The organism is Lacunimicrobium album, assembly GCF_052161635.1.
Lineage (GTDB): Bacteria > Planctomycetota > Planctomycetia > Planctomycetales > Planctomycetaceae > SXPC01.
The window spans coordinates 3,829,952-3,849,806 of the sequence record NZ_CP197413.1 but is presented as its reverse complement, the minus strand read 5'-3'; the positions used below and the strand labels follow the sequence as shown (position 1 = coordinate 3,849,806).

19 protein-coding genes are annotated in these 19,855 nt (G+C 54.9%); 9 read left to right on the top strand and 10 right to left on the bottom strand.

Features of this window, described 5'->3' with window-relative positions; translation table 11 throughout:
• The first annotated feature begins 31 nt into the window (after window positions 1-31).
• Window positions 32-961, top strand: a complete 930-nt coding sequence (locus tag SH248x_RS15375) for a formate/nitrite transporter family protein (protein ID WP_459555180.1) — start codon at window positions 32-34, stop codon at window positions 959-961.
• A gap of 10 nt (window positions 962-971) precedes the next feature.
• Here SH248x_RS15375 and SH248x_RS15370 read toward each other — a convergent pair whose 3' ends face one another.
• From SH248x_RS15370 to SH248x_RS15345, 6 genes are all read right to left on the bottom strand, one after another.
• A complete protein-coding gene (locus SH248x_RS15370; RefSeq protein WP_459555179.1) occupies window positions 972-1,337 on the bottom strand; it encodes a hypothetical protein in 366 nt (121 codons plus the stop codon).
• 3 nt (window positions 1,338-1,340) lie between these two features.
• Window positions 1,341-3,932: a glycogen debranching protein gene (glgX, locus tag SH248x_RS15365; protein WP_459555178.1), complete on the bottom strand. Its 2,592-nt coding sequence runs from the start codon at window positions 3,930-3,932 to the stop codon at window positions 1,341-1,343.
• 110 nt (window positions 3,933-4,042) lie between these two features.
• Complete coding sequence (locus SH248x_RS15360) at window positions 4,043-5,206, bottom strand: Gfo/Idh/MocA family protein (RefSeq protein ID WP_459555177.1); 1,164 nt, start codon at window positions 5,204-5,206, stop codon at window positions 4,043-4,045.
• Between the two features lie 191 nt (window positions 5,207-5,397).
• Window positions 5,398-5,568, bottom strand: coding sequence for a hypothetical protein (locus SH248x_RS15355; RefSeq protein ID WP_459555176.1), 171 nt, complete (start codon window positions 5,566-5,568; stop codon window positions 5,398-5,400).
• Window positions 5,569-5,577: 9 nt separating this feature from the next.
• Window positions 5,578-7,011: a YeiH family protein gene (locus tag SH248x_RS15350; RefSeq protein ID WP_459555175.1), complete on the bottom strand. Its 1,434-nt coding sequence runs from the start codon at window positions 7,009-7,011 to the stop codon at window positions 5,578-5,580.
• A 408-nt stretch (window positions 7,012-7,419) separates the two neighbouring features.
• Window positions 7,420-8,001, bottom strand: a complete 582-nt coding sequence (locus SH248x_RS15345; RefSeq protein WP_459555174.1) for a hypothetical protein — start codon at window positions 7,999-8,001, stop codon at window positions 7,420-7,422.
• Window positions 8,002-8,440: 439 nt separating this feature from the next.
• On the opposite strand from SH248x_RS15345, the gene SH248x_RS15340 reads away from it, so the two are divergent.
• Window positions 8,441-9,535 carry a BON domain-containing protein gene (locus SH248x_RS15340; protein ID WP_459555173.1) on the top strand — a complete coding sequence of 365 codons (1,095 nt, stop codon included), beginning with the start codon at window positions 8,441-8,443 and terminating at the stop codon, window positions 9,533-9,535.
• Between the two features lie 455 nt (window positions 9,536-9,990).
• Window positions 9,991-10,575, top strand: coding sequence for a hypothetical protein (locus SH248x_RS15335; RefSeq protein ID WP_459555172.1), 585 nt, complete (start codon window positions 9,991-9,993; stop codon window positions 10,573-10,575).
• 252 nt (window positions 10,576-10,827) lie between these two features.
• Here the strand turns inward: SH248x_RS15335 and scpB are convergent, their stop codons facing one another.
• From scpB to SH248x_RS15315, 4 genes are all read right to left on the bottom strand, one after another.
• Window positions 10,828-11,616: an SMC-Scp complex subunit ScpB gene (scpB, locus tag SH248x_RS15330; RefSeq protein ID WP_459555171.1), complete on the bottom strand. Its 789-nt coding sequence runs from the start codon at window positions 11,614-11,616 to the stop codon at window positions 10,828-10,830.
• Between the two features lie 98 nt (window positions 11,617-11,714).
• A complete protein-coding gene (locus SH248x_RS15325; protein WP_459555170.1) occupies window positions 11,715-12,398 on the bottom strand; it encodes an NAD(P)H-hydrate epimerase in 684 nt (227 codons plus the stop codon).
• A gap of 52 nt (window positions 12,399-12,450) precedes the next feature.
• Window positions 12,451-13,323: a deoxyribonuclease IV gene (locus SH248x_RS15320; RefSeq protein ID WP_459555169.1), complete on the bottom strand. Its 873-nt coding sequence runs from the start codon at window positions 13,321-13,323 to the stop codon at window positions 12,451-12,453.
• Window positions 13,324-13,550: 227 nt separating this feature from the next.
• On the bottom strand, window positions 13,551-14,807 hold the full coding sequence (locus SH248x_RS15315; protein WP_459555168.1) for a HEAT repeat domain-containing protein: 1,257 nt from the start codon (window positions 14,805-14,807) through the stop codon (window positions 13,551-13,553).
• A gap of 422 nt (window positions 14,808-15,229) precedes the next feature.
• Here SH248x_RS15315 and SH248x_RS15310 point away from each other — a divergent pair, with 422 nt between their 5' ends.
• The 6 genes from SH248x_RS15310 (at window position 15,230) to SH248x_RS15285 (ending at window position 19,776) form a co-directional block, all read left to right on the top strand.
• Window positions 15,230-16,558, top strand: a complete 1,329-nt coding sequence (locus tag SH248x_RS15310) for a PQQ-binding-like beta-propeller repeat protein (RefSeq protein ID WP_459555167.1) — start codon at window positions 15,230-15,232, stop codon at window positions 16,556-16,558.
• 379 nt (window positions 16,559-16,937) lie between these two features.
• Window positions 16,938-17,054, top strand: a complete 117-nt coding sequence (rpmJ, locus tag SH248x_RS15305) for a 50S ribosomal protein L36 (RefSeq protein ID WP_459555166.1) — start codon at window positions 16,938-16,940, stop codon at window positions 17,052-17,054.
• Between the two features lie 60 nt (window positions 17,055-17,114).
• Complete coding sequence (gene rpsM, locus SH248x_RS15300) at window positions 17,115-17,501, top strand: 30S ribosomal protein S13 (protein ID WP_459555165.1); 387 nt, start codon at window positions 17,115-17,117, stop codon at window positions 17,499-17,501.
• A 99-nt stretch (window positions 17,502-17,600) separates the two neighbouring features.
• Complete coding sequence (gene rpsK / locus SH248x_RS15295) at window positions 17,601-17,981, top strand: small ribosomal subunit protein uS11 (protein ID WP_459555164.1); 381 nt, start codon at window positions 17,601-17,603, stop codon at window positions 17,979-17,981.
• A gap of 126 nt (window positions 17,982-18,107) precedes the next feature.
• On the top strand, window positions 18,108-19,121 hold the full coding sequence (locus tag SH248x_RS15290) for a DNA-directed RNA polymerase subunit alpha (RefSeq protein WP_459555163.1): 1,014 nt from the start codon (window positions 18,108-18,110) through the stop codon (window positions 19,119-19,121).
• A 79-nt stretch (window positions 19,122-19,200) separates the two neighbouring features.
• A complete protein-coding gene (locus SH248x_RS15285) occupies window positions 19,201-19,776 on the top strand; it encodes a bL17 family ribosomal protein (protein WP_459555162.1) in 576 nt (191 codons plus the stop codon).
• Window positions 19,777-19,855: the final 79 nt, after the last annotated feature.

Sequence of the window (19,855 nt, the reverse complement as noted above, 5' to 3'; positions counted from 1 at the left end):
CTCGCCCAGTCAGCCTTCTCCTGGAAATCCGATGTCGTCCCCGCAGGAAGGGCATAAGTCGCATGTTCTCGTCTCTGCAACCGGGGATGTGTTGACGTCAAAAAACGTGAACACAAAACGCGATCAGGATCGCACGCAGGAAGAAGTCCGCTACACCAGCGTCATCCTCAAACGCAATGACCTGACGCTGCGACACCCTGGCGATACCCTCGAAATTGCTATCCACGAAGGTCTCGAACAGTTCAAACGCAATCAGGTGTCGCTATTGCTTTCGTCATTGGCGGCTGGTTTGAATGTCGCGTTCTCGGCAATGGCGGTGGCGATCGCGTATGCGGTGGCGATGCCGATGGAGAATCCTCTGGTCTCGAAGTTCCTGGTCGCGCTCGTCTACCCGCTCGGCTTCATCATCTGCATCATGAGTGGAGCCAAGCTGTTTACCGAACACACCGCGACCGCGCTGTACCCTGTCCTGGATGGTCGGGCCAAGCTGTCGAAGCTGTTTAAGCTCTGGGGAATTGTTCTGAGTGGTAACCTGGTCGGTGCGACCGTCAGTGCCTTCTTACTGACAATCGCGCTGCCTGTCATCAAGGCGAAAGAAGGCTTTCTGTTACTCGGGCATCACCTCGTCGATCCGACGTCAGAGCAGCTGCTGATCAGCGCGATCCTCGCCGGCTGGCTGATGGCGCAAGGTGGCTGGCTGGTGATGGCGAGTACATCGACGCTGGCGCAGATGATGGGCATTTACATCGTCACCTTCATCATCGGGCTGGCGGGCTTCCATCACTCAATTGCAGGCACAGCCGAGATGATGGCGGCGTTGTTCATGGGGAACGAGTTCACGCTCTTCCAGACGGGCCGCTTCATCGCAATCTCAGTCCTCGGCAACCTGCTCGGTGGCATCATCTTCGTGGGCGTTCTGAATTATGCTCACATTCGACAATTGCAGAAGCAGGAGAAGTAAAAAGCGAAATTCAATTGAGCTGGCCATTTCGAAACGTATCGTTATAGAGGTAGGCCAGCCCGCCGACTATCAGGTTGATACATGGCAACAGAATCAAAGCACTCGCCAAACCACGCCTGTCATTGGAATAGGCTTTCCATGATGAGGCGAGAGCGGCAAAACTGATGATCGGATAGAAGCCGACACTCGCGGCAAGTGCGACTGTCGCGGGTTGTTTGGCCGCATCAGGGGCATCCAGCATCATCACGGAGAACATCGCTGGAATGATTGAGAGAATTCCTGCCGCACCAACAATGATCGACATGGTGATCAGGTAAATAAGCGTGACGATAGAACTCTTGGGAGAATCCTGATCGACAATACGTATGTCATTCATTGACTAACTCGTTTCACTCGCTTCTGTCACGGTCTTGCTGGCATCGTCATTACGCGAGCCATTCCCATTCTTAAGATCGAGCGCGGATCGTTTCTGCTCATCAACCACGTCATGATCCAGCGGCACGCCCTCAGGGTGGGACTTGTCGCCACGGGTGATGGGTTGTTCTTCGTAGATTCGTTCGCTGGTTGTCTGGGCGTGTGGGCCAAGGTGAACCGGGACTTCGACCGGCTCTGGTGCTTTGGCTGGTGGCTTGGCCGCTTCGGGCGGAGTGGGAGCAGGTGGCTGCTCGCCCGTGGTGACGACGACGTCCTCGGCGGGCGGTGTTCCCTTCGGGGCTTCGGTGCGGAAGCGGGCTTCTTGTTTGGAAGGGGAGAGCCAGTTGTAGAGATTCGCTGCCATCTTGGAACGCACGGTCTTCAGGCGGAAGATCGCCGTCGAGTAAGCGGGCATCTCGAAGTTCTGATTCTGACGCAACAGCTTGCCATCAGTGTTCTCACGGAAGCTGTCCATCAAGGGCTTCCAATAATCATTCTGTTCATGCCAGGGCATCTTGAACGTGACCGGGGTCTCGGCCGCGTTGAAGTAGATGAGGAACGTATCGCCGATGAGAGGCTTGCCTTCTTTGTCGAGTTCCTCGATCAGACGTCCTTCGATTCGCATCCCGAAAGCATGGGCGTAAGGCTTATTCCATTCATCGCCGATGAGTTCTTCGCCCTGATCGCTGAGCCAGGTAATGTCGGATTCTTTGAGGTTGCCGACTGGTTCGCCGCGGAAGAACTTGCAGCGCTGGAAGACGGGATTCTTCTGCCACAGCTGCACGATCTTACGCGTGTAATTCAGGAACTTTTCCTGAGCATCGGTCAAGTTCCAGTTAAGCCAGCCGATCTCGTTGTCCTGGCAGTAGGCGTTGTTGTTGCCAAGCTGAGTCTCTGCGAATTCATCCCCCATGCGAATCATGGGAACGCCCTGAGACAGGATCAGCGTTGTCATGAAGTTCCGAAGCTGACGCTCACGCAGCGCGAGGATCTTCGGATCATCGGTGACACCTTCGACGCCGCAATTCCAACTGAGGTTGTGGTTATCGCCGTCGCGGTTGCCTTCGCCGTTGGCGAGATTGTGTTTCTCGTTATAGCTGACCAGATCATTGAGCGAGAAGCCATCGTGACTGGTGACAAAATTGACGCTCGCGTTCGGCGTTCGTCCATTGTGTTGATAGAGATCGCTCGACCCGGTGATGCGGGTTGCAAATTCGGACATCGAGCCCTGATCGCCTCGCCAGTAACGACGGATGCAGTCTCGATATCGTCCGTTCCATTCCGACCAGCCACTCGGATAGTTACCGACTTGATAGCCCCCTTCTCCCAGGTCCCATGGCTCAGCGATGAGCTTGGTTTGCGACAGAACAGGGTCCTGGTGAATGATATCGAGGAAGCCGCCCCAGAGGTCGACGTTGGTGTTCTCGCGGATGAGCGCCGAGCAAAGATCGAAGCGGAAGCCATCAATGTGATACTCCTGCACCCAATAGCGCAGGCTGTCCATGATCAGCTTGAGGACTTGTGGTTGTTGCGTGTTGAGGGTGTTGCCGCAGCCGGTGAAGTCCATGTAATAACGGGCTGAATTCGGCACAAGACGGTAATAGGTCGCGTTGTCGATCCCTTTGAACGAGAGAACCGGGCCGCCGTGGTTTCCTTCGGCAGTGTGGTTGTAGACGACATCGAGAATGACTTCGATCTTCGCCTGGTGCATCTTCTTGACCATCGTCTTGAATTCATTGACGACGAAAGCCGGGTCATCATCGCGGCTTGAATAAGTCGACTCTGGGCTGAAGAAGTTCAGCGTGTTGTAACCCCAGTAGTTGGTCAGGCCCTGGTCGACAAGAAAGCGGTCATCGACTTTGTGATGGACAGGCAGAAGTTCGACCGCCGTCACTCCCAGGTTCTTGAGATACGCAATCGACTGCTTGCTGCACAGCCCGGAGTAAGTCCCACGCAGCTCTTTGGGAATCTCGTTATTGAGAGCCGTGAACCCTTTGACGTGCATCTCGTAAATCAGCGTCTTGTTCCACGGGGTTCGCAGAGGCTTATCGCTGCCCCAGCGGAAGGAGGTATCGACGACTGCGCCGAGCGGTGCGTCAGCGGCGTTGTCTCGGGTATCAAAGGAGAGATCGGCCTTGGGGTCGCCAATGCGGTAACAGTACATCGCATCGTTCCAGCGAACACGGCGTCCGATGGCTTTGGCGTACGGGTCGAGGAGAATCTTATGCGGATTGAAGCGATGCCCGTGATTCGGGTCATAGGGACCGTAAACGCGGTAACCGTAGAGCTGTCCCGGCTTGATTCCTGGCAGGTAGCAATGCCAGATGAAATTCTCTTTGTGCTCAAGAGGAATGCAGGCCGACTCTCGCTTATCGCGGACCGAGTCGAACAGGCATAATTCCACGCGCGTTGCGTTTTGAGAGAAGAGGGCGAAGTTGACGCCGCTGCCGTCCCAGGTCGCACCGAGCGGAGCGTTTTTCCCCGGCCATACCTTGATCATCTCGGGAACTTCCTCGTCTGTTGCCGCTTGATCATTGTTGTCGATCGAATCTGTCATTCCGACTCCCTGAGGGGTGGTCGCAGACGATCATAGCACATGGTCAAGACGAGACCACGGCAATCAACCCATTTCCCCTAGACATCCAGACATTCAAGCTGATTGATCGTTCAGACCGTTTCTGCCCGACCCGATTCAATTGATTTCTGTAGCGCCGCAATGATTTTCGCATCCAGCAGGCCCATTTCGCCGGGTGTTTTTGTCTCGCGATTCTGCAAAACGCACTGCGAGAAGTCATCCATTTCCGAAGCAAAGTGATCGACCTCCGGCAAGCTGTGCTGAATCAATTGTTTTTCTGCGTTCTGGGAAAACAGCTTCAACCCGCGGTAGCTGAAGGAGGGGTCCATCTCGACGAACCCTTCCGTCCCCACAACTCGAAAGCGGCGACTCTCTGTCGTTGAAAAGCTGCACTCACAGCTGGCGAGAACATCGCCGGGGTACTTCATCGTGTAAGCCACGCTTTGCGGGACTTCTGCGAACCGCGGATCATCACCATGATAGGCAGTCGCGAAGACTTCGGTTGGCTCCTGGCCGATGCAGTAGCGGGCGGCATTGATGCTGTAGATACCGATGTCGCCGAGTGGCCCGCCATCGAGTTCTTTACTCAACCGAATGTTCGGAGCCTTCACATCCTGACAGTTGCTCGACGAGAAGAGTTTGATATCTCCGAAGGCTTTCTCTTTACAGAGCTGCATGACCTTCATGTTCATCGGCTCGTAATGAAGTCGATAGGCGATGCCGAGTTTCTTGCCAGTCTCCTGCGAGACTTTGATCATCTGCTCGCATTCTTCGACAGTGCCAGCCATCGGCTTCTCGCAGAAAACATGTTTGCCCGCCTTGAGACCACGGATCGTGAACTCAGCGTGCATGCTGTTGGGAAGAACGATGTAGATGACATCGACGGTCTCGTCGTTGGCGAGCTTGTCGTAATTGTCGTAGTTGTAGATGTGGTCCTGACCGATGCCATAGTAGTCGGCGATCTTGCCAGCCTTGTCGGGATGGCCGCTGACGAGGGCGGTTGGTTTGCTGTATTTGGATTCTCCGAAGGCAGGCAGGATTTCTTCGATCGCGAGTTTACCGAGCCCAACGATGGCCCAGCCGAGTTTGCGTTTGACCGGTTCCGGCAGCGTGAGATCAGCCGGCTGTTCATCCGGCGGAGCGAGAATGATTTTTTCCTGAGCAGTCAGTCGCGTGGCGGCTGTCCCGATACCGACGGTCGCCATGGTTTGTAGAAAGCTGCGGCGTGATTTGAAGGGGGCATGGATCGTCGACATACAGATTGCTCCTGTGGAAAAGGTCGGAGATCGACGTCGAAGCAAGGAGTATGCCGACTCAATGAAGAACGGGCTTACTTAAGTAATCTTCCATCAGCTGACAGTTGACGCGTCAAGGAACGAATGCGATCAGCTGGCATCGTGCGCGTCCATACGTCGCAAAGACAGCGCACCACCCACGCCGCATGGAACTATCGCTCATAAACTTCCGTGTAATACATCGCACTCGGATCAATGCCCTGCTGCTGCATCGAATCAATATGCGAACGCATCGCAGGACGATCTGCCAGCCAGGGGAGTGCGCCCAGCCAAATCGCAGCGATGATCGCACAAGCGAGAGTGAATTTGAGGTAGCGGAACATGAGAGGACTCTAGGTCATCGGGTACAACCCAAATGCGATATACGCCAGCGTGAAGGAAACCAGCAGGTTGAACGCTTGGCCGACGACGTACAGCGTCACGGTTTTCCAGTTGGCAAAGTAAGGTGCCAGTTCAAAGAAGTTTGTCTCTAAACCGATGCTGACGAACGCCAGGCAGAATAGCCAGCCACGCAGGTCTTTCGTGACATCCTTGATCATCGAACCAACCAACGCAGCGTGAAAGTCATCAAACGATGCCACGATGGAAAACAGAAGAGATGCCGCCGCGAAGCCGAGGATGAACCGTGGGAAGCGTCGCCAGATTTCTCCGACGCCGACAGCCGGTGCGCCCGGGGCACGGTCGACGTAGGAGACCCAGTAAATCGCGACGGCCAGTGAGACAACGCCGATGAGAATGTTCTGAATCATCTTGATGGTGACTGCGATCTTTTCTGCCTCGTCTCCCAGGAGCGATCCTGCTGCGACGACGGCGCCGGTCGAGTCGATCGTCCCGCCTATCCAGGCAGCGCCGACGTTCTCATTCATGCCGCTCCACTTAATAAACTGTGGCTGCAGGATCATCATGACGACCGTGAAGGCCAGTGACAGGCTGATCGCGGTGGTCAGTTCTTCCTTCTTCGCGCGACACGCAGCCCCGGTGGCGATCGCAGCTGAGACGCCGCAGACCGACATGTCTGCCGAGATGACCATGTTCAACGACGGCGACTTCATGCGCAGAATACGCTGGCCGAAGATGAACGTCGTGATGAGGACGATCGGAGTCGCGACCCACGAGACCAGAATACCGCGAGGTCCCAGTTTGATCAGTTCACCAAACAGCACCTCGGCCCCGAGCAGCACCAGCCCGGTCTTAATATAGAACTCGCCATTGGCTGCGGGCTTGATCCACGCGGGCGTGCCGATTGTGTTACTGATGATCAGGCCGACGAGCAGTGCCCACAGGACGTACTCGAGGTTGTAATACTTGATGACTTCCTGTCCGGACAGCAGATACGCCAGCAGTGCTAACAACAGCATCACCACGAAGCCCGGCACAAATTTCGACAGCGGCTGTCCTCGGACGATGGCGGCCAGCGTGAAGATCACAAAGAGAAACGCACAGCTGCCGAGGACTCCGGGAGCCAGAGACGTGACCTTCTGTGTCTTCTTGTCAGTCTTGGAAAACCCATCGACCGGGTTCGACTTCCAGTCTCCCGTCTTGCCGACGTAACTTTTCAGACTATTGGAAACGACGACGGGAGTTTTCCCCTCAGCATCAACCGGCCCTTTTTTAAACGTAGACGCTTTCCACGTTCCCAAAAAGGCCAGGACCAGAATCAATCCGCCCAGCCAGACGGCCATCCAGTCGTCATTGAACCAGTTCTCGCCTTTAGGGGCAGGCGTCGGAGCAGGGGAGGGCGTGGTCGCAGCGTCTTGGGTGCTCATTCATTCAACCTTCGAGGAGCTTGAAGCCGGATCGTTCTCCAGACTTCAATTCACGGGCGTGACAGCAGGCAGACCAGCCAGAATACCGTTTCCATCACCAGGTGTCGATGTAAACGAGTGTGATCATTGGGGCGCCCGTGTCGCCCAGACATAATAAGAAACATCAAGTGACTACCGGGTGGCTGGGGTCAGGATCGATAGCTGACCCCAGAATGTGCATCCAACTGCGAATGAACTGGGGTCAGCTAGAAATCCTGACCCCAGCCACCCGGGCTTGACGGGAAACACGAAATGGGCGTTCAATGCGCGATCGAGCGTGTTTCTAGCGGCTGCGCCGTCCGGGCTGGGACAACCCGGACTACCCGAATATTGAGAGTTGGGAGACCCGCGTACTCGTTTCAGCAGAACTTACGAGCGATAAGCGGCTCGCAGCTCCGAGATGATCTCCTGCTCCAGCAGAAGATCCCGTCCCTTGGGAATCCAGCCCGACGGGCGAGTCTGGCCGACGACGTAATTCAAGTCACGCTGCAGAGGCTGGTTTTCAGAAAACGTCGCTGCGCCTGTGGAATTGGCAGCGAGTCCTCCTTTGAGGTCTTCCAGTTGTTTGACAGCTTCGACAGTGACGAAGTAACCCGTTCCGTTTTCCGCCGGGGTCACATAGACAAAGACTTTGCGACGGATCGACTGCAGCGAGCTTTCCATGCGGTTCGCCAGTCCGACCGATTCGTGATGCCACGGTTCCAGAATGCCAGAGCCGACTTTGAACTGTGTTTCAATCACACGACCGAAGCGGTCTTCGCGTTCGATTTCAAACAGATAGGTATGGAGCACGTCGATTGTTCGTTCCCACAGCATCTCCTCATTATTCGTTTGCACGAACAGCGAATTGGTGGCCGGAGGGTTAGACGCGCTGCGCATGGTCGCGCAGCCAGACGGCAGATTGCCAATCAGACATAAGAGGATCAGGAAATAGCGGAACGCTCGTGACAAGCCGTCTTCTCTTCCTTGAGGAGATTGCATTCCTGTGAATGGGTCGGGATCGTCGCAGATCAGCCCAAACGCATCAAGAGGAATGACAGGAGCCCGAACTTCCTTACAAAGCCCTATTTTCTCCAGCTTGCCAGCTTGTTGTTTTCTGCCTGCTTTTCGTCCGGAACCTTCGGAACAACCGGCAGAAACTTTCCAGCTTTCCAGTCACTCCAGGCAAAATCTTTGGAATAACCGTTACAGACTGACCGATAGAACTGAGTAGGGACTATGTCTGATCCCTGGTTCGAGAACTTGCCAGCGATGGCAAGGCCGACCAAATAAGCCGAATCAGGGTCCCCTTTTTCCGCATCATTCGCAAATCTCTACCCGGATCCGGGGCCACCCGATGACGGGGCACGCTAATTCAAGTCGTGCAAGTCAACTTGGAGGAGTACCAGTCATGTTGTTGAAGCGACAGTGGATTCTCACCGTCGGGGTCCTGGCCGTTGCCCCGACCGTTACCATGGCAGCGCCATGGGGCAAAGACAAAGCAGACGCAGCCGCTCAGACGGCTGGCGTCGACAATCAGCAAGTCGCCAATTCACTGGCTGCTGAGCTGAAGAAGGCGAAACAAGCCGGCGTCCCGATCGAAGGTCAGGACGTCAAAATCGTCTATCAGAATGGTGTTGCTACCATTCAAGGTAAGATCAAAGACGCCAATCAGAAGACTGTCGTGACGCAGATTCTGAAGAACTATCCTGGCGTCACTCAGGTCAACAATGAAATGACCCTGATGAGCCCACAGGTCCGGACAGCAATGGCTCCCACGCCAGCTGCTCCTCCTCGCGGGATGATCACCCAGGCGAGCTATGACGACACCCCGCTGGCTGCTCCTGCTCCACCGGCTGGCGTCAGCAATCAGGCGATGGCTCAACAGATTGCCCAGGCCATGGAAATGGCTGGCATTCAAGGCCAGGACATGGAAATCCGCTTCAAGAGCGGAACGGCGACGATCATCGGAGCCGTCTTCTCTCCAGAGCAACGCATGGTGGCTGAACAAGTCGTCGGCCAGGTTCCTGGCGTCGGTGCTGTTGACAACCAACTGCAAGTCGCTGGCGGTGCTCCAATGCAAGCCGCTTATCCTCAGCCTGGTATGCCACCAATGCAAGGTATGCCACAGATGCAGGGGATGCCTCCAATGCAGGGCATGCCAGCGATGCCAGCCAGCTATCAGCAAGGCATGGCTCCTCCTGCCGGGATGATGCCACCATCTCCTGGCTACTCGGCATCGTCCAGCAACATGGTCTACAACCAGCCAAACATGCCTCAGCACTCTTGGCCGACCTATGCTGCCTACCCGAACTCTGCTGCGGTCTCTTATCCGAAGCAATACTCGGCTTCAGCCTTCCCTTACATCGGCCCATTCTACCCATATCCTCAGGTTCCACTGGGGTGGCGTAAATCAAGCCTCGTCTGGGAAGACGGCAGCTGGCAGCTCGAATTCGACTCCAAGACCGACCGCTGGTGGTGGTTCATGCACCCCAAGAACTGGTAATGAATTGACGCTGGCGAGCAGGGAGCCAAACTCTCCTTGTCTTACGAGAGTCACCGATCCCGATTGCTCCAAACTTCTCTCCAGCATGCATTTGTGGGCATGCGAGTGATGCCGAAAGACGTTCTCCTGGTCAGAGAACGTCTTTTTTTATGCGCGACACAACCGCGCTGATCACTACGACACTCGTTCTCGGAAAAATCCTCAAAACCGTACCATTTTGACAAAGTCAGGCCCTCAGGCTCGACGATAACACAGATGAGCCCCCGGATATTTTCTGTGACGTCAAGCACGACGAACACAGCCCAGCCGGGGCGCTCAATATGTCACTTAACTGCCCGGTTTCGCTCGCAAGAGAAAATCGGGATCAAGTCCAAAGACGGATGATCGTCAGCCAAGTTCGTGCAGTCTGCTTGAGGAACAACAGCCTGCATCACAACGATCCGGAGGAGACCTCGATGTTCCCAACTCAACGCTTCGTTCGTCAACTCATGCTCGTCGCGGTGATCGCCACCACGACCACGCTGTCCAGCGGCTGCGAGCTGTTTGGAGGTTTCACCGTCGTTGCCTTCAATCTGGCAAGATTCTGGGGAACGACCCCCTTGATTCCGGTTCCCTCTTACTGGAGCCAGAAGATTGAAGATCGCTACCACATGGAAGAGTACTACCTGAAAGTGCCGATTCTCGACCCAGTCGAAGGGGAGAATGCTCCGATCTTCTGCATGGACCCACCATCTCCAGACGAAGTCGTCCGCTCACTGCCAGACGACACATCAGGCGGAGTGGCCTTCCTGTCTGAGACCTCGCGAAACAATGTTCGCATCGTGGTCGAGCCAATCGTCGATCGCCTGGGCGAATGTCGCTTCTACCCGATGGTCGGTCCAGCCAAGCTCCACAGCTGTCACTATAAGTGCACTGTCTACTTCGAGAAGACGATCCGCAGTAGCTGGCCCGTTCCATTCAGTCACACTGATCAAGTCGAAGACGTCGTCTACATCGACCACGATCACCTGATCCGCTGTGCTGGCCCAGCCGCTCCGTAATCCCAACCCCGCTCCTCCGCCTTGCGTCTGAAGTTCCTCATCTGATCGGACGCGACGGACGAACCCGGCTGACACAAGCCGACGCTGCCCCTTGGCACGTCGGCTTTTTTCGTTTTGATGATCCCGTCTTACGTGCCACGCATTCATCAAAAGTGTGCCACGGCCGTGTCGGCCGTGCAGCTGCGCATCACACATTACCAATCACACGGCTGACACAGCCGTGGCACACGCTAATTTCTCTTTGACTGTCGCTTACTTGTAATCCAGGTGATCCGGCCGTGGCAGGTCTTTGATATTCGTGAGCCCAAACACCTGCAGGAAGCGGGCCGTGGTGACGTAGCGATGTCCGCCCTCGGTGCCTTCGGTCGTGGTCACCAGATCACGGGCGGCGAGTTGTTTGACGCAACTCATGACGTTCTCGTGTTCGAGCGCCTTCAGCTGCTCGATCGTCACAGGCTGCTTGTAAGCAATGAACGACAGGACTTCGACGACTTCCTGGGAGAGCCGCACTTCCTTTGGAGCCAGTCCAAAAACTCGATTGCGAATCGGCTCGAACTCATACAGCAGCTTCAGGTGATAGCCACCTTCCTGAAGATCAATCCGATACGGTCGCAGCTGCTGCTCGTACTTCTCATTGAGATTGGAAATCGCCTGCTCAACAACCTCTGGCTTGCCGTCCTGGTTAAGGTAGCCCGACATGCGCTTGAGTGTCAGACCTTCGCCGCCGACAAAGAGAAACGCTTCAACAATTTGCTCCAGGGAAAGCTTCGGTAACTCTGTCTCATCGTCGACGTTGCGGTCTCGAATGAGGCGTCCATCGTCGCGACGCTTTGCTTTCGTCTCAGCAACGGGGGAATCATCAATGACAGCCTCTTCACTTGCAGGCATTTCGAGCCCCGCAAGTTCGGGGAAATCCATTTCCGACTGCTCGGTGATTTCGAGCGCGCGTTGATAAGCCGCCTCGATCTCATCCATCGAAAATTCATCGCTGGCAACTTCTTCTTCGAGAAGTTCCTGCTCGTCATCGGCGCCGGAGGTCATATTCGTATCCGCAAACCTAAGAAAAAAGGGGCTGCGTAGTATAGGTCGAATGACGTTTTCAGGCCAGACGAGTTCATCAGTACGTGTGGAGTAAAGGTTTACGTGACCTCTTCAAGAAGTCTTCGTGGTAGACCAAGATTGACGACATAAAGAGTCCCCAAAACAGCTTTTGCCTGTTGATTCAGGAATCCGGTCTTGGACGAAACAAACGTGACGGTGGCCTTCGCTCGAATGCACGCCGATCCAGGAATCCCCGTCTGAGCATCGAGACCTGACGGGAGGTCGATCGCGACGATGTCCACATCCGTCTCATTCATCATACGGATCGCGGTCGCGAAAGGCTCACGCACATTTCCTGTCGTCCCGGTCCCCAGCATTGCATCGACAAGTAGAGAGGCCGATTGCCAGTCCGTTGCCCAACTTTCCAGTGTAGCGGTATCGCCGTCCTTCAGTTCACGGATCTTGAAGCCCGCACGTTGGATGATATCGTAATTGGCTTTCGCATCCGGGCTGAGTTCATCAGCGGTTGCAAGTAGGTCAACGCGCACCTCATACCCTCGTCCATCCAACTGGCGGGCAATTGCCAATCCATCCCCGCCATTATTCCCCTTGCCGCACACAATCCAGACCAGCCCGCGCTCGGGGAGCAACGCCTCAATCAGATCCGCCGCCCCGCGAGCCGCATTCTCCATCAGCACCAGACTGGAGATGCCATAGTCCTTGATCGCCACTTCATCGACCCGACGACTCGCGTCAACCGAAAGCACACGTTCCCGAGTCATCGCGTCCCCCACTCCTTGATTTTCCTAGCGCCCAGCGCCTAATCCCTAGCGCCTATTCCTCAATCAACCCCAGCAGACGATCCCGGTTGACGGTATCCATATCCTCGCCGTCGCGGACTTCTTTCTTGGTTTCCAGAAACATCGGAACGCCGCGGAAGCGCTTGTCGTTCATGAGAAACCGAAACGGCTCGATCCCCAGCAAGCCCTCGCCGATGTGATCATGTCGGTCGACGCGTGACCCCAGCGCTTTCTTGCTGTCGTTGACGTGGAAGGCTTTGATCCGCTTGGTTCCTATCAGCTTGTCAAACTCTTTGAAGGTCGCGTCGTACTGCTCCTTCGTTCCGAGTGGATAACCCGCCGCGAAGATGTGGCAGGTATCGAGGCAAACGCCCACGCGGTCCTGATTATTCATCCCGCCGATGATCGCCTGAAGATGCTCGAAGCGGTAGCCCAGACTCGAGCCTTGACCAGCGGTTGTTTCGAGGAGCGTTAACACTTTGACGCCGGCGGTCTTGGCATGTATACGATTCAACGCGTCGATAATGCGATCAATCCCTTCCTGCGGCGTTGATTCATTGTGACTTCCCGGGTGCATGACAACCCCCATCAAGCCGAGGGCCTCTGCCCGCAACAACTCGATCTCAAAAGCTTCGATCGACTTCTCCCACAGTTCGTCATCAGGCGAACCGAGGTTAATCAGGTAACTGTCATGAGCACAGCACTGCGTCAAGCCATGCGTTTCGACAGCCTTTTTAAACGCGTCGATATCGGTCTGTGTGAGAGGCTTGGCTTTCCACTGGTTGTTGTTCTTCGTGAAGATCTGCACGGTCGGCATTCCATAACCGCCAGCCGAGTCCGCCGCCTTGTAGTAACCACCCGCGATCGACAAATGCGACCCCACCATCGCCTGCTTCTGCTTCGCCATCACTCTGCTTTCATCAAGGAAATCCAAGACGCCGTCTTCGCATTCATTGTACGGTGTTGATGAGGCTTTGCGAACCGCACGAGATCGACTCTCGTCGCAAGAGAGTCGTGACGCTGTTTGAGAGCACATTTGGTGCGGTTCGAAGACTCACCAGCACCCTACTCGCCGATAAGCAAGCATCGCCTAGTCTTCCTCCTAACGCCCAGCGCCTTATACCTAGCGCCTCTTTACGGATGCTGTGACTTCCACCACAGCTGCCACGTCCGTTCGTTGTACCCGAAGTTCTGCCCGGTTATCGCGACGAGGGCATCGAGCACTTCCATGTTTTCCTGAGCCATGCTGACATTGACCATCTGCGTGATCGGCTTGCGATCCGAATAAACCTGCACACCATACGGCAGCTGCCCGGTGCGCATCATGGCTTCAATTTCCGGCGGAAGCACTGCATTGGCTCCAAACCCAACATTCCCACCGGCCCCTATCCCCACGCCATACGTGGGAACAACTTCTTCCTTCTGATACTGGTGAACGGTCACGAGCGCTGCGATTAAATGAGGAACCGCCTTCTCTGCACCCAGTTCGCCCAGCGCCGTTCCTGCACGACGCACAACAAGATTTGCAGAGCTCGATAAGGCATGAATCAGGTAGGGAATCGCCTGATCTACTTTCCGACTCATTTTGATCGCCTCGAGCGCGGTCTGTCGAATATGCCCATCAGCATCGGTGACGGCCATTTCTACCAGCCGGGCCACGGCGCCGGTGTGATCGATATTGGCAAACAGCTCGACTGCCAGCTTGCGAAATTCTCGATTGTTATCGTACTGGAAATACTTCGACAGACCTTTGAGGGCCAGTGGATCTTTTAACTGCTTGAGTTCATCCATCGCCTTCTGCTGGGCCACTCCGCCGTTGACCAGCCAGCCATGCCACATGCGAGCCTTGGCGTAATACTGTTTCTCGACTTCGCGGTCTTCTGACGATTTTTCCAGAAGCTCCAGCTCTTCGGGAGTCACATATCGGCCTCGATACTTCACCATGCCGAGGGCGGACATGTGCTCGTCTCGGGTCCCCCAGAGACCATTGCGTTTCGTTCGACCGAGGGCGTAGTTCGCCTTTTCATGTTCGGGATCGATGTCGAGGATTGATTTCAAATGGGTCTGTCGCTCGACTTTTAAATCGGACTGTCTGCACCACTCGGCCAACGCCCACTGATCTTCAATCGTCATGGGAGCAAGGCGAGCTTTGCGCTCATACTCATCGATCAGCCCCGAGCGAGCAGTGACGAACGCGACTTCCTCGAAATTCAGCTCGACCGTAGCGCCTGACAGCGATCGGATCACATACCCGCCGTCTTTCTGAGTGGGGTGAGACGCCTGCCCATGCAGTTCGCCTCCTGATTTCAGTTGAACCAGATCCGCGCGCACTTCCGCTGAGAACGCCAGCAGCGTCAGCATGAAGCCACAGTACAACAAGTGTTGGTTCACGTCAGGCGGGACTCAATGAAAAGGGCGAACAGACGAAGCATTCGAGCTATCATATTATCGCCCGCGGAAGCGTCGAACAAATACTTTCTGGACGATCGGATGCACAAGCTGTGGACAAGTCGTGACGATCACGACGGGGGCACGATGAAAAATCAGGCGAAGTACCGACATCCATCGAAAAAAAATGGATTTTCGCTCCTGTCTCCGTATCATCAACACTGGTTAACGATCAGCTCGGATGGTCTGTGCCCGCCATACGGAATTTTCCAGATGAGCCGTTTGTGATCGTTGGACCTGCAAATCGGACGACATAAGCCAGGTTGAACAGCCACATCGACTTGCGTCGATAGTACGCGACACGGGACACCTCCCGGCTGGATACTCCATTCCTATCGACAACGCCTCACTCGGGACGCTGTTTCATGATCTCATCACTTCGCCCCCTCGTGATTCGCACTTTACTGGCGATCTTCTGCCTGTCTGCTGCCATCGCGACACCTGAAATTTCGGCTCAGCAACTGCCGAGTCCAGAACTCCTGTCGCGTTATGGGCTGGAAATGGGCTGGTGGGGATACGCAGTCATCAACTCCCAGCGAGATAAGATCCGCAACATCTCTTTCACGGAAGAGATGGTTTTCATGCAGTCGGCTGGTGGATACATCACTGCCTTCGATGCAGAAACAGGCAAGCGAATGTGGGTCTCCAAGCCCGGCCTGTTTGACGCCGCCACATTTGCCGTCACCGCCAACCGCGAGTTGGCTGTCGTTGTCAGTGGATTGAAGATTTTTGCCCTGGACCTTCGCAGCGGCCACCAGCTGTGGGAACTTGATTCTCCCCAGTTTCCTTCGACAGCCGTCGCATTGGATGAAGATCGCCTGTATTTCGGCACGCTTTATGGCACTGTGTTCGCTTATGACCTCTATAAGGTGAGGGAGCTCTTTGAAGCTGGGAAGCTGCCGCAGTTCACAGAATCTGCCGAAGTCTGGCGTTACCGGACCAGTCAGGAAATCACCACCACGCCACTGATCATGAAAGACCTGGTCATTTTTGCCAGCCGCAACGGGTCTGTTTTTTGTGTGGATGGAAAGAGCCGAAAGCTGCATTACCGCTTTGAAACCGATTCCCCCATCACGGCTCCGCTGACGACCGATGGAAAGCAACTCTTCGTCGCGTCTGAAGATTACAACAATTACAGCATCGACCCGCGTGATGGCACGGTGAACTGGCACTATGTGTCCGGCTTCCCCATCAAGCAGGCTCCAATCCCGGTTGGAGATCAACTCTTCATCACACCGCGTGGCGGGGGACTGACAAGTATTGATGCAAAGACCGGGGTCAGGAACTGGGATTCGAACCTTGCCAACGCTGACCACTTTCTGGGAGTTTCAAAGACGCGCATCTTTGCGGGTGATTTCCTTCAGAATCTGTTGATTCTGGATCGGAGCACCGGGCAGTTGGAAGGCAAGATCCCCATGAAGATGTGTAACTTGTGGCCCGGGAATCCTCGTACCGACCGTATCTTCGTGGCAAATGAGACCGGCCTGATCATCATGCTTCGAGAACGCAGTCAGGAGTTCCCGATTTACCACATCGCCCCGGAAGAGCGACCGCTGCTTCCTGAATTTGCGACGGAAGGCGGTTCTAGCTCAGCACCTGTGCCAGCACCCAATAACCCGCTTCGAAAGCCAGAGGAAACACCTAAGGACGAGCCTAAGAAACCTGTGGTGATTCCGTTCCCAAGTGCCTTCTAATCAGAGGGTAAACTGATACGCTAAAGGCCATCCAGGATTTATTCGGATGGCCTTTTTCAATGTGCGGCCTGAAAATATCGAAATGCTGTCCATTTGCTCTAAGTCGGCTTGGTTCGCCTTTTCCAAGCAATTTGTTCGCCACACAGGCCCAATGACTTGCCTGTAAAAAATATTTTTTTATGATGGCCAGACTCACGGCTAATCGCCGCGTGTCAGACAGCCCCAATTGCAGCGCCGAACGATGTTCACCGCATTTTGACTTGAAGTGCGGTGATTTGTTTTTTTAGCGATTCGCACCCGGCGCGTCCGTCGTACCTGCAGCTAATTGGTCGCAGGTCTCGTCCATACAACGGTTTATGTCTTCTAGGCAGGTTGAGTCATGAAAGTCCGCGCCAGCGTTAAACGCATCTGCGAACACTGCAAAGTGGTCCAGCGTAAGGGAAAAGTCTACGTGATTTGCTCGGCTAACCCACGCCACAAGCAACGCCAAGGCTAATTTTCATAACTTCCCGTTTTCAAATAAGTTACAGTTAACGAATACACTCGGAGCTGGTTTATGCCTCGCGTTCAAGGGGTCGACATCCCAAACGATAAGCCTGTTTACATTTCCCTCAGCTACCTTTATGGCATTGGGAAAGTAAATTCGGTCGATATCTGCCGTCGCTTGGAAATCGATCCTCAGATGAAGGCCAAAAGCCTGAACGACGACGATATCGCAAGAATCAACTCTGTCCTCGATACGGATTATGTGATCGAAGGTCAGCTGCGTCGTCAGATTGGCCAGAACATCCAGCGTCTCCAGGCGATCCACAGCTATCGCGGGATTCGTCACCGACGTGGTCTGCCTGTTCGCGGTCAGAACACTCAAACCAACGCCCGTACTCGTAAGGGTGTCCGTAAGACAGTTGCCGGTAAGAAGGGCGTTAAGGACATGAAGCACTGATTTGTCTGCTGCGTCGATACGCATCGGAAAGTCGTCTTTGGTCCTCCATATTCCTGCACAATTCTCCTATAAGCCTTCTCTAAGTAAGCGAGTCGATTCGTGGCTAACGTCAAGAAGAAAAAGATCCGCAAGAACGTCACCCGCGCCATTGCCCACATCAAAGCGACGTTCAACAACACCATGGTGACGATTACCGACACCAACGGTGAAGTTCTCTGCTGGGCATCAGCCGGTACTTCTGGTTTCAAAGGTTCTCGTAAGAGCACGCCATTCGCTGCTCAGCGTGCTTCCGAAATCTGTGCTGACCGTGCTCGCAAGTTCGGCGTCCGCGAGATGGAAGTCCGGGTCAAGGGACCAGGTTCCGGTCGCGAATCAGCCATCACTGGCCTGCAGACCGCTGGTATCTCGATCAAGCTGATCGAAGATGTCACCCCGCTGCCACACAACGGCTGCCGCCCTCCTAAGCGTCGCCGCGTCTGAGAAATGCCGCTTCTGCGGCCCTCGGCACGAAACGAATACTATCCCGACGCCCTTCTGGTTTTCGCCAGACACTTTGCGTCGGCTTTCTCGAAGACACTGCATTCTCACCAACCGGAGTAAATACCCATGCGGATTCGTTGGCGTGGACTTGAACTTCCCAGCCGAGTTGTGCCCGATGCGGCCAGCATGACCTCTCGCTACGGTAAATTCGTGGTCGAGCCATTCGAACGTGGCTTCGGCTCAACGATTGCGAACTCGATTCGTCGAATCCTGCTGTCCAGCCTCGAAGGTAGCTCGATCACCCGCGTCAAGATTCAGGGCATTCAGCACGAGTTCACCAACATCCCGGGGATCGTCGAAGACATCACCGATATCTGCCTGAACCTGAAGTCGGTCATCGTCAAGAACCACAGCCTGAGCACCAAGACTCTGCGTATCGAGCGTCACCATCGTGGCGTTGTCACTGGTGCAGACATCATCACTGACGATCAAGTCGAGATCCTCAACAAGGACCTCGTGATCGCCACCATGACCGATGACGTTCCTCTCTACATCGAGTTGACCGTCGAGAATGGCCGTGGTTACATCCCAGCCAACGAGCATTATCAGCAGGAAGCCGAAGTCGGCGTCATTCCTCTGGATGCCATCTTCTCGCCAGTGGAACGCGTCCGTTACGCCGTCGAAGATACTCGCGTCGGTCAGCGCACCAACTACGATAAGCTGATCATGGAGATCTGGACCAACGGCACCGTCAAGCCAGAGATGGCTCTCGTCGAAGCCGCCAAGATCATGCGTAAGCACCTGAATCCGTTCATTACCTACAAAGAGCCAGGTCCAGAACTTCGTCCAGAAGGCGGCCTGCTCGGTATGATGGAACAAACAGGCTACTCTCCAATCGATCTCGAACTGGAAGAGAAGCTCAACCAGAGCCTGGCTGAACTCAACCTTTCTGTTCGTGCAACGAACTGTCTGGAATCAGAAGGTATCAACACGGTTCGCGACCTCGTCGGCAAGACCGACGATCAGTTGCTCCAGGTCCGCAACTTCGGCGAGACAACGCTGGTCGAAGTTCGTGAGCGTCTGGGCACCATCGGTTTGCGACTGGGTATGAAACTGCCGAAGTCCGCATCCGCTAAATAATCATTACCAATTCCGGATCATTGACCCTTTGGAATCACCAGAGGGTCTTGTCCTTTGATCAACGATACGAGCCATTCCCATGAGACACCGCAACACCGGCCGTAAACTGGGCCGTAACGCCTCTCACCGCAAAGCCATGTTCCGCAACATGGCCGTCAGCCTGATCATTTCGACCAACGTTCCAGAGGACGCCGAGAACGTTCCGAAGGTCCCAGGTCGTATCGTCACGACGGAAGCCAAGGCGAAGGAAATCCGCCCAGCCGTCGAGAAGCTGATCACCCTGGCTAAGAAGGCGATTAAGCATAAAGAAGCTGCTCGCGAGTTCGAAACGACCGCTGAGAAGAACTCAAAGACCTGGGAAGAGTGGCGCAAGTCACCAGAATGGCAAAAGTGGAACGCTGCGATCTCTCCAGCGATCGCACTGCGACGACGTGCCTTCGCTGATCTGCGAGACAAGAATGCCCTCCGCATTCTGTTCGACGAACTGGCTTACCGCTTCCGTAGCCGCGATGGTGGTTACACCCGTATCGTTCGTCTGGCGACTCCTCGTCTGGGCGACAACGGTACTCGGGTTATTCTGGAGTTCGTTGGTGAGAACGATCGCACGAAGAAGAAAAAACGAGCTGCTCCAGTCGTTGAAACTGCTGCTGAGTAATTCGCAGTAGGTACGATTCAAAGAAAAACCTGTCGCATTTGCGACAGGTTTTTTTATGCGCGGAACGCGTATGCTATGG

Coding starts and splice junctions, on each gene's coding strand:
- scpB (WP_459555171.1), bottom strand. CDS start 11,616: ATGACCTCCGGCGCCGATGACGAGCAGGAACTTCTCGAAGAAGAAGTT.
- SH248x_RS15360 (WP_459555177.1), bottom strand. CDS start 5,206: ATGTCGACGATCCATGCCCCCTTCAAATCACGCCGCAGCTTTCTACAA.
- glgX (WP_459555178.1), bottom strand. CDS start 3,932: ATGACAGATTCGATCGACAACAATGATCAAGCGGCAACAGACGAGGAA.
- SH248x_RS15310 (WP_459555167.1), top strand. CDS start 15,230: ATGATCTCATCACTTCGCCCCCTCGTGATTCGCACTTTACTGGCGATC.
- SH248x_RS15290 (WP_459555163.1), top strand. CDS start 18,108: ATGCGGATTCGTTGGCGTGGACTTGAACTTCCCAGCCGAGTTGTGCCC.
- SH248x_RS15340 (WP_459555173.1), top strand. CDS start 8,441: ATGTTGTTGAAGCGACAGTGGATTCTCACCGTCGGGGTCCTGGCCGTT.
- SH248x_RS15375 (WP_459555180.1), top strand. CDS start 32: ATGTCGTCCCCGCAGGAAGGGCATAAGTCGCATGTTCTCGTCTCTGCA.
- SH248x_RS15325 (WP_459555170.1), bottom strand. CDS start 12,398: ATGACTCGGGAACGTGTGCTTTCGGTTGACGCGAGTCGTCGGGTCGAT.
- SH248x_RS15370 (WP_459555179.1), bottom strand. CDS start 1,337: ATGAATGACATACGTATTGTCGATCAGGATTCTCCCAAGAGTTCTATC.
- rpmJ (WP_459555166.1), top strand. CDS start 16,938: ATGAAAGTCCGCGCCAGCGTTAAACGCATCTGCGAACACTGCAAAGTG.
- rpsM (WP_459555165.1), top strand. CDS start 17,115: ATGCCTCGCGTTCAAGGGGTCGACATCCCAAACGATAAGCCTGTTTAC.
- SH248x_RS15320 (WP_459555169.1), bottom strand. CDS start 13,323: ATGGCGAAGCAGAAGCAGGCGATGGTGGGGTCGCATTTGTCGATCGCG.
- SH248x_RS15350 (WP_459555175.1), bottom strand. CDS start 7,011: ATGAGCACCCAAGACGCTGCGACCACGCCCTCCCCTGCTCCGACGCCT.
- SH248x_RS15355 (WP_459555176.1), bottom strand. CDS start 5,568: ATGTTCCGCTACCTCAAATTCACTCTCGCTTGTGCGATCATCGCTGCG.
- SH248x_RS15335 (WP_459555172.1), top strand. CDS start 9,991: ATGTTCCCAACTCAACGCTTCGTTCGTCAACTCATGCTCGTCGCGGTG.
- SH248x_RS15285 (WP_459555162.1), top strand. CDS start 19,201: ATGAGACACCGCAACACCGGCCGTAAACTGGGCCGTAACGCCTCTCAC.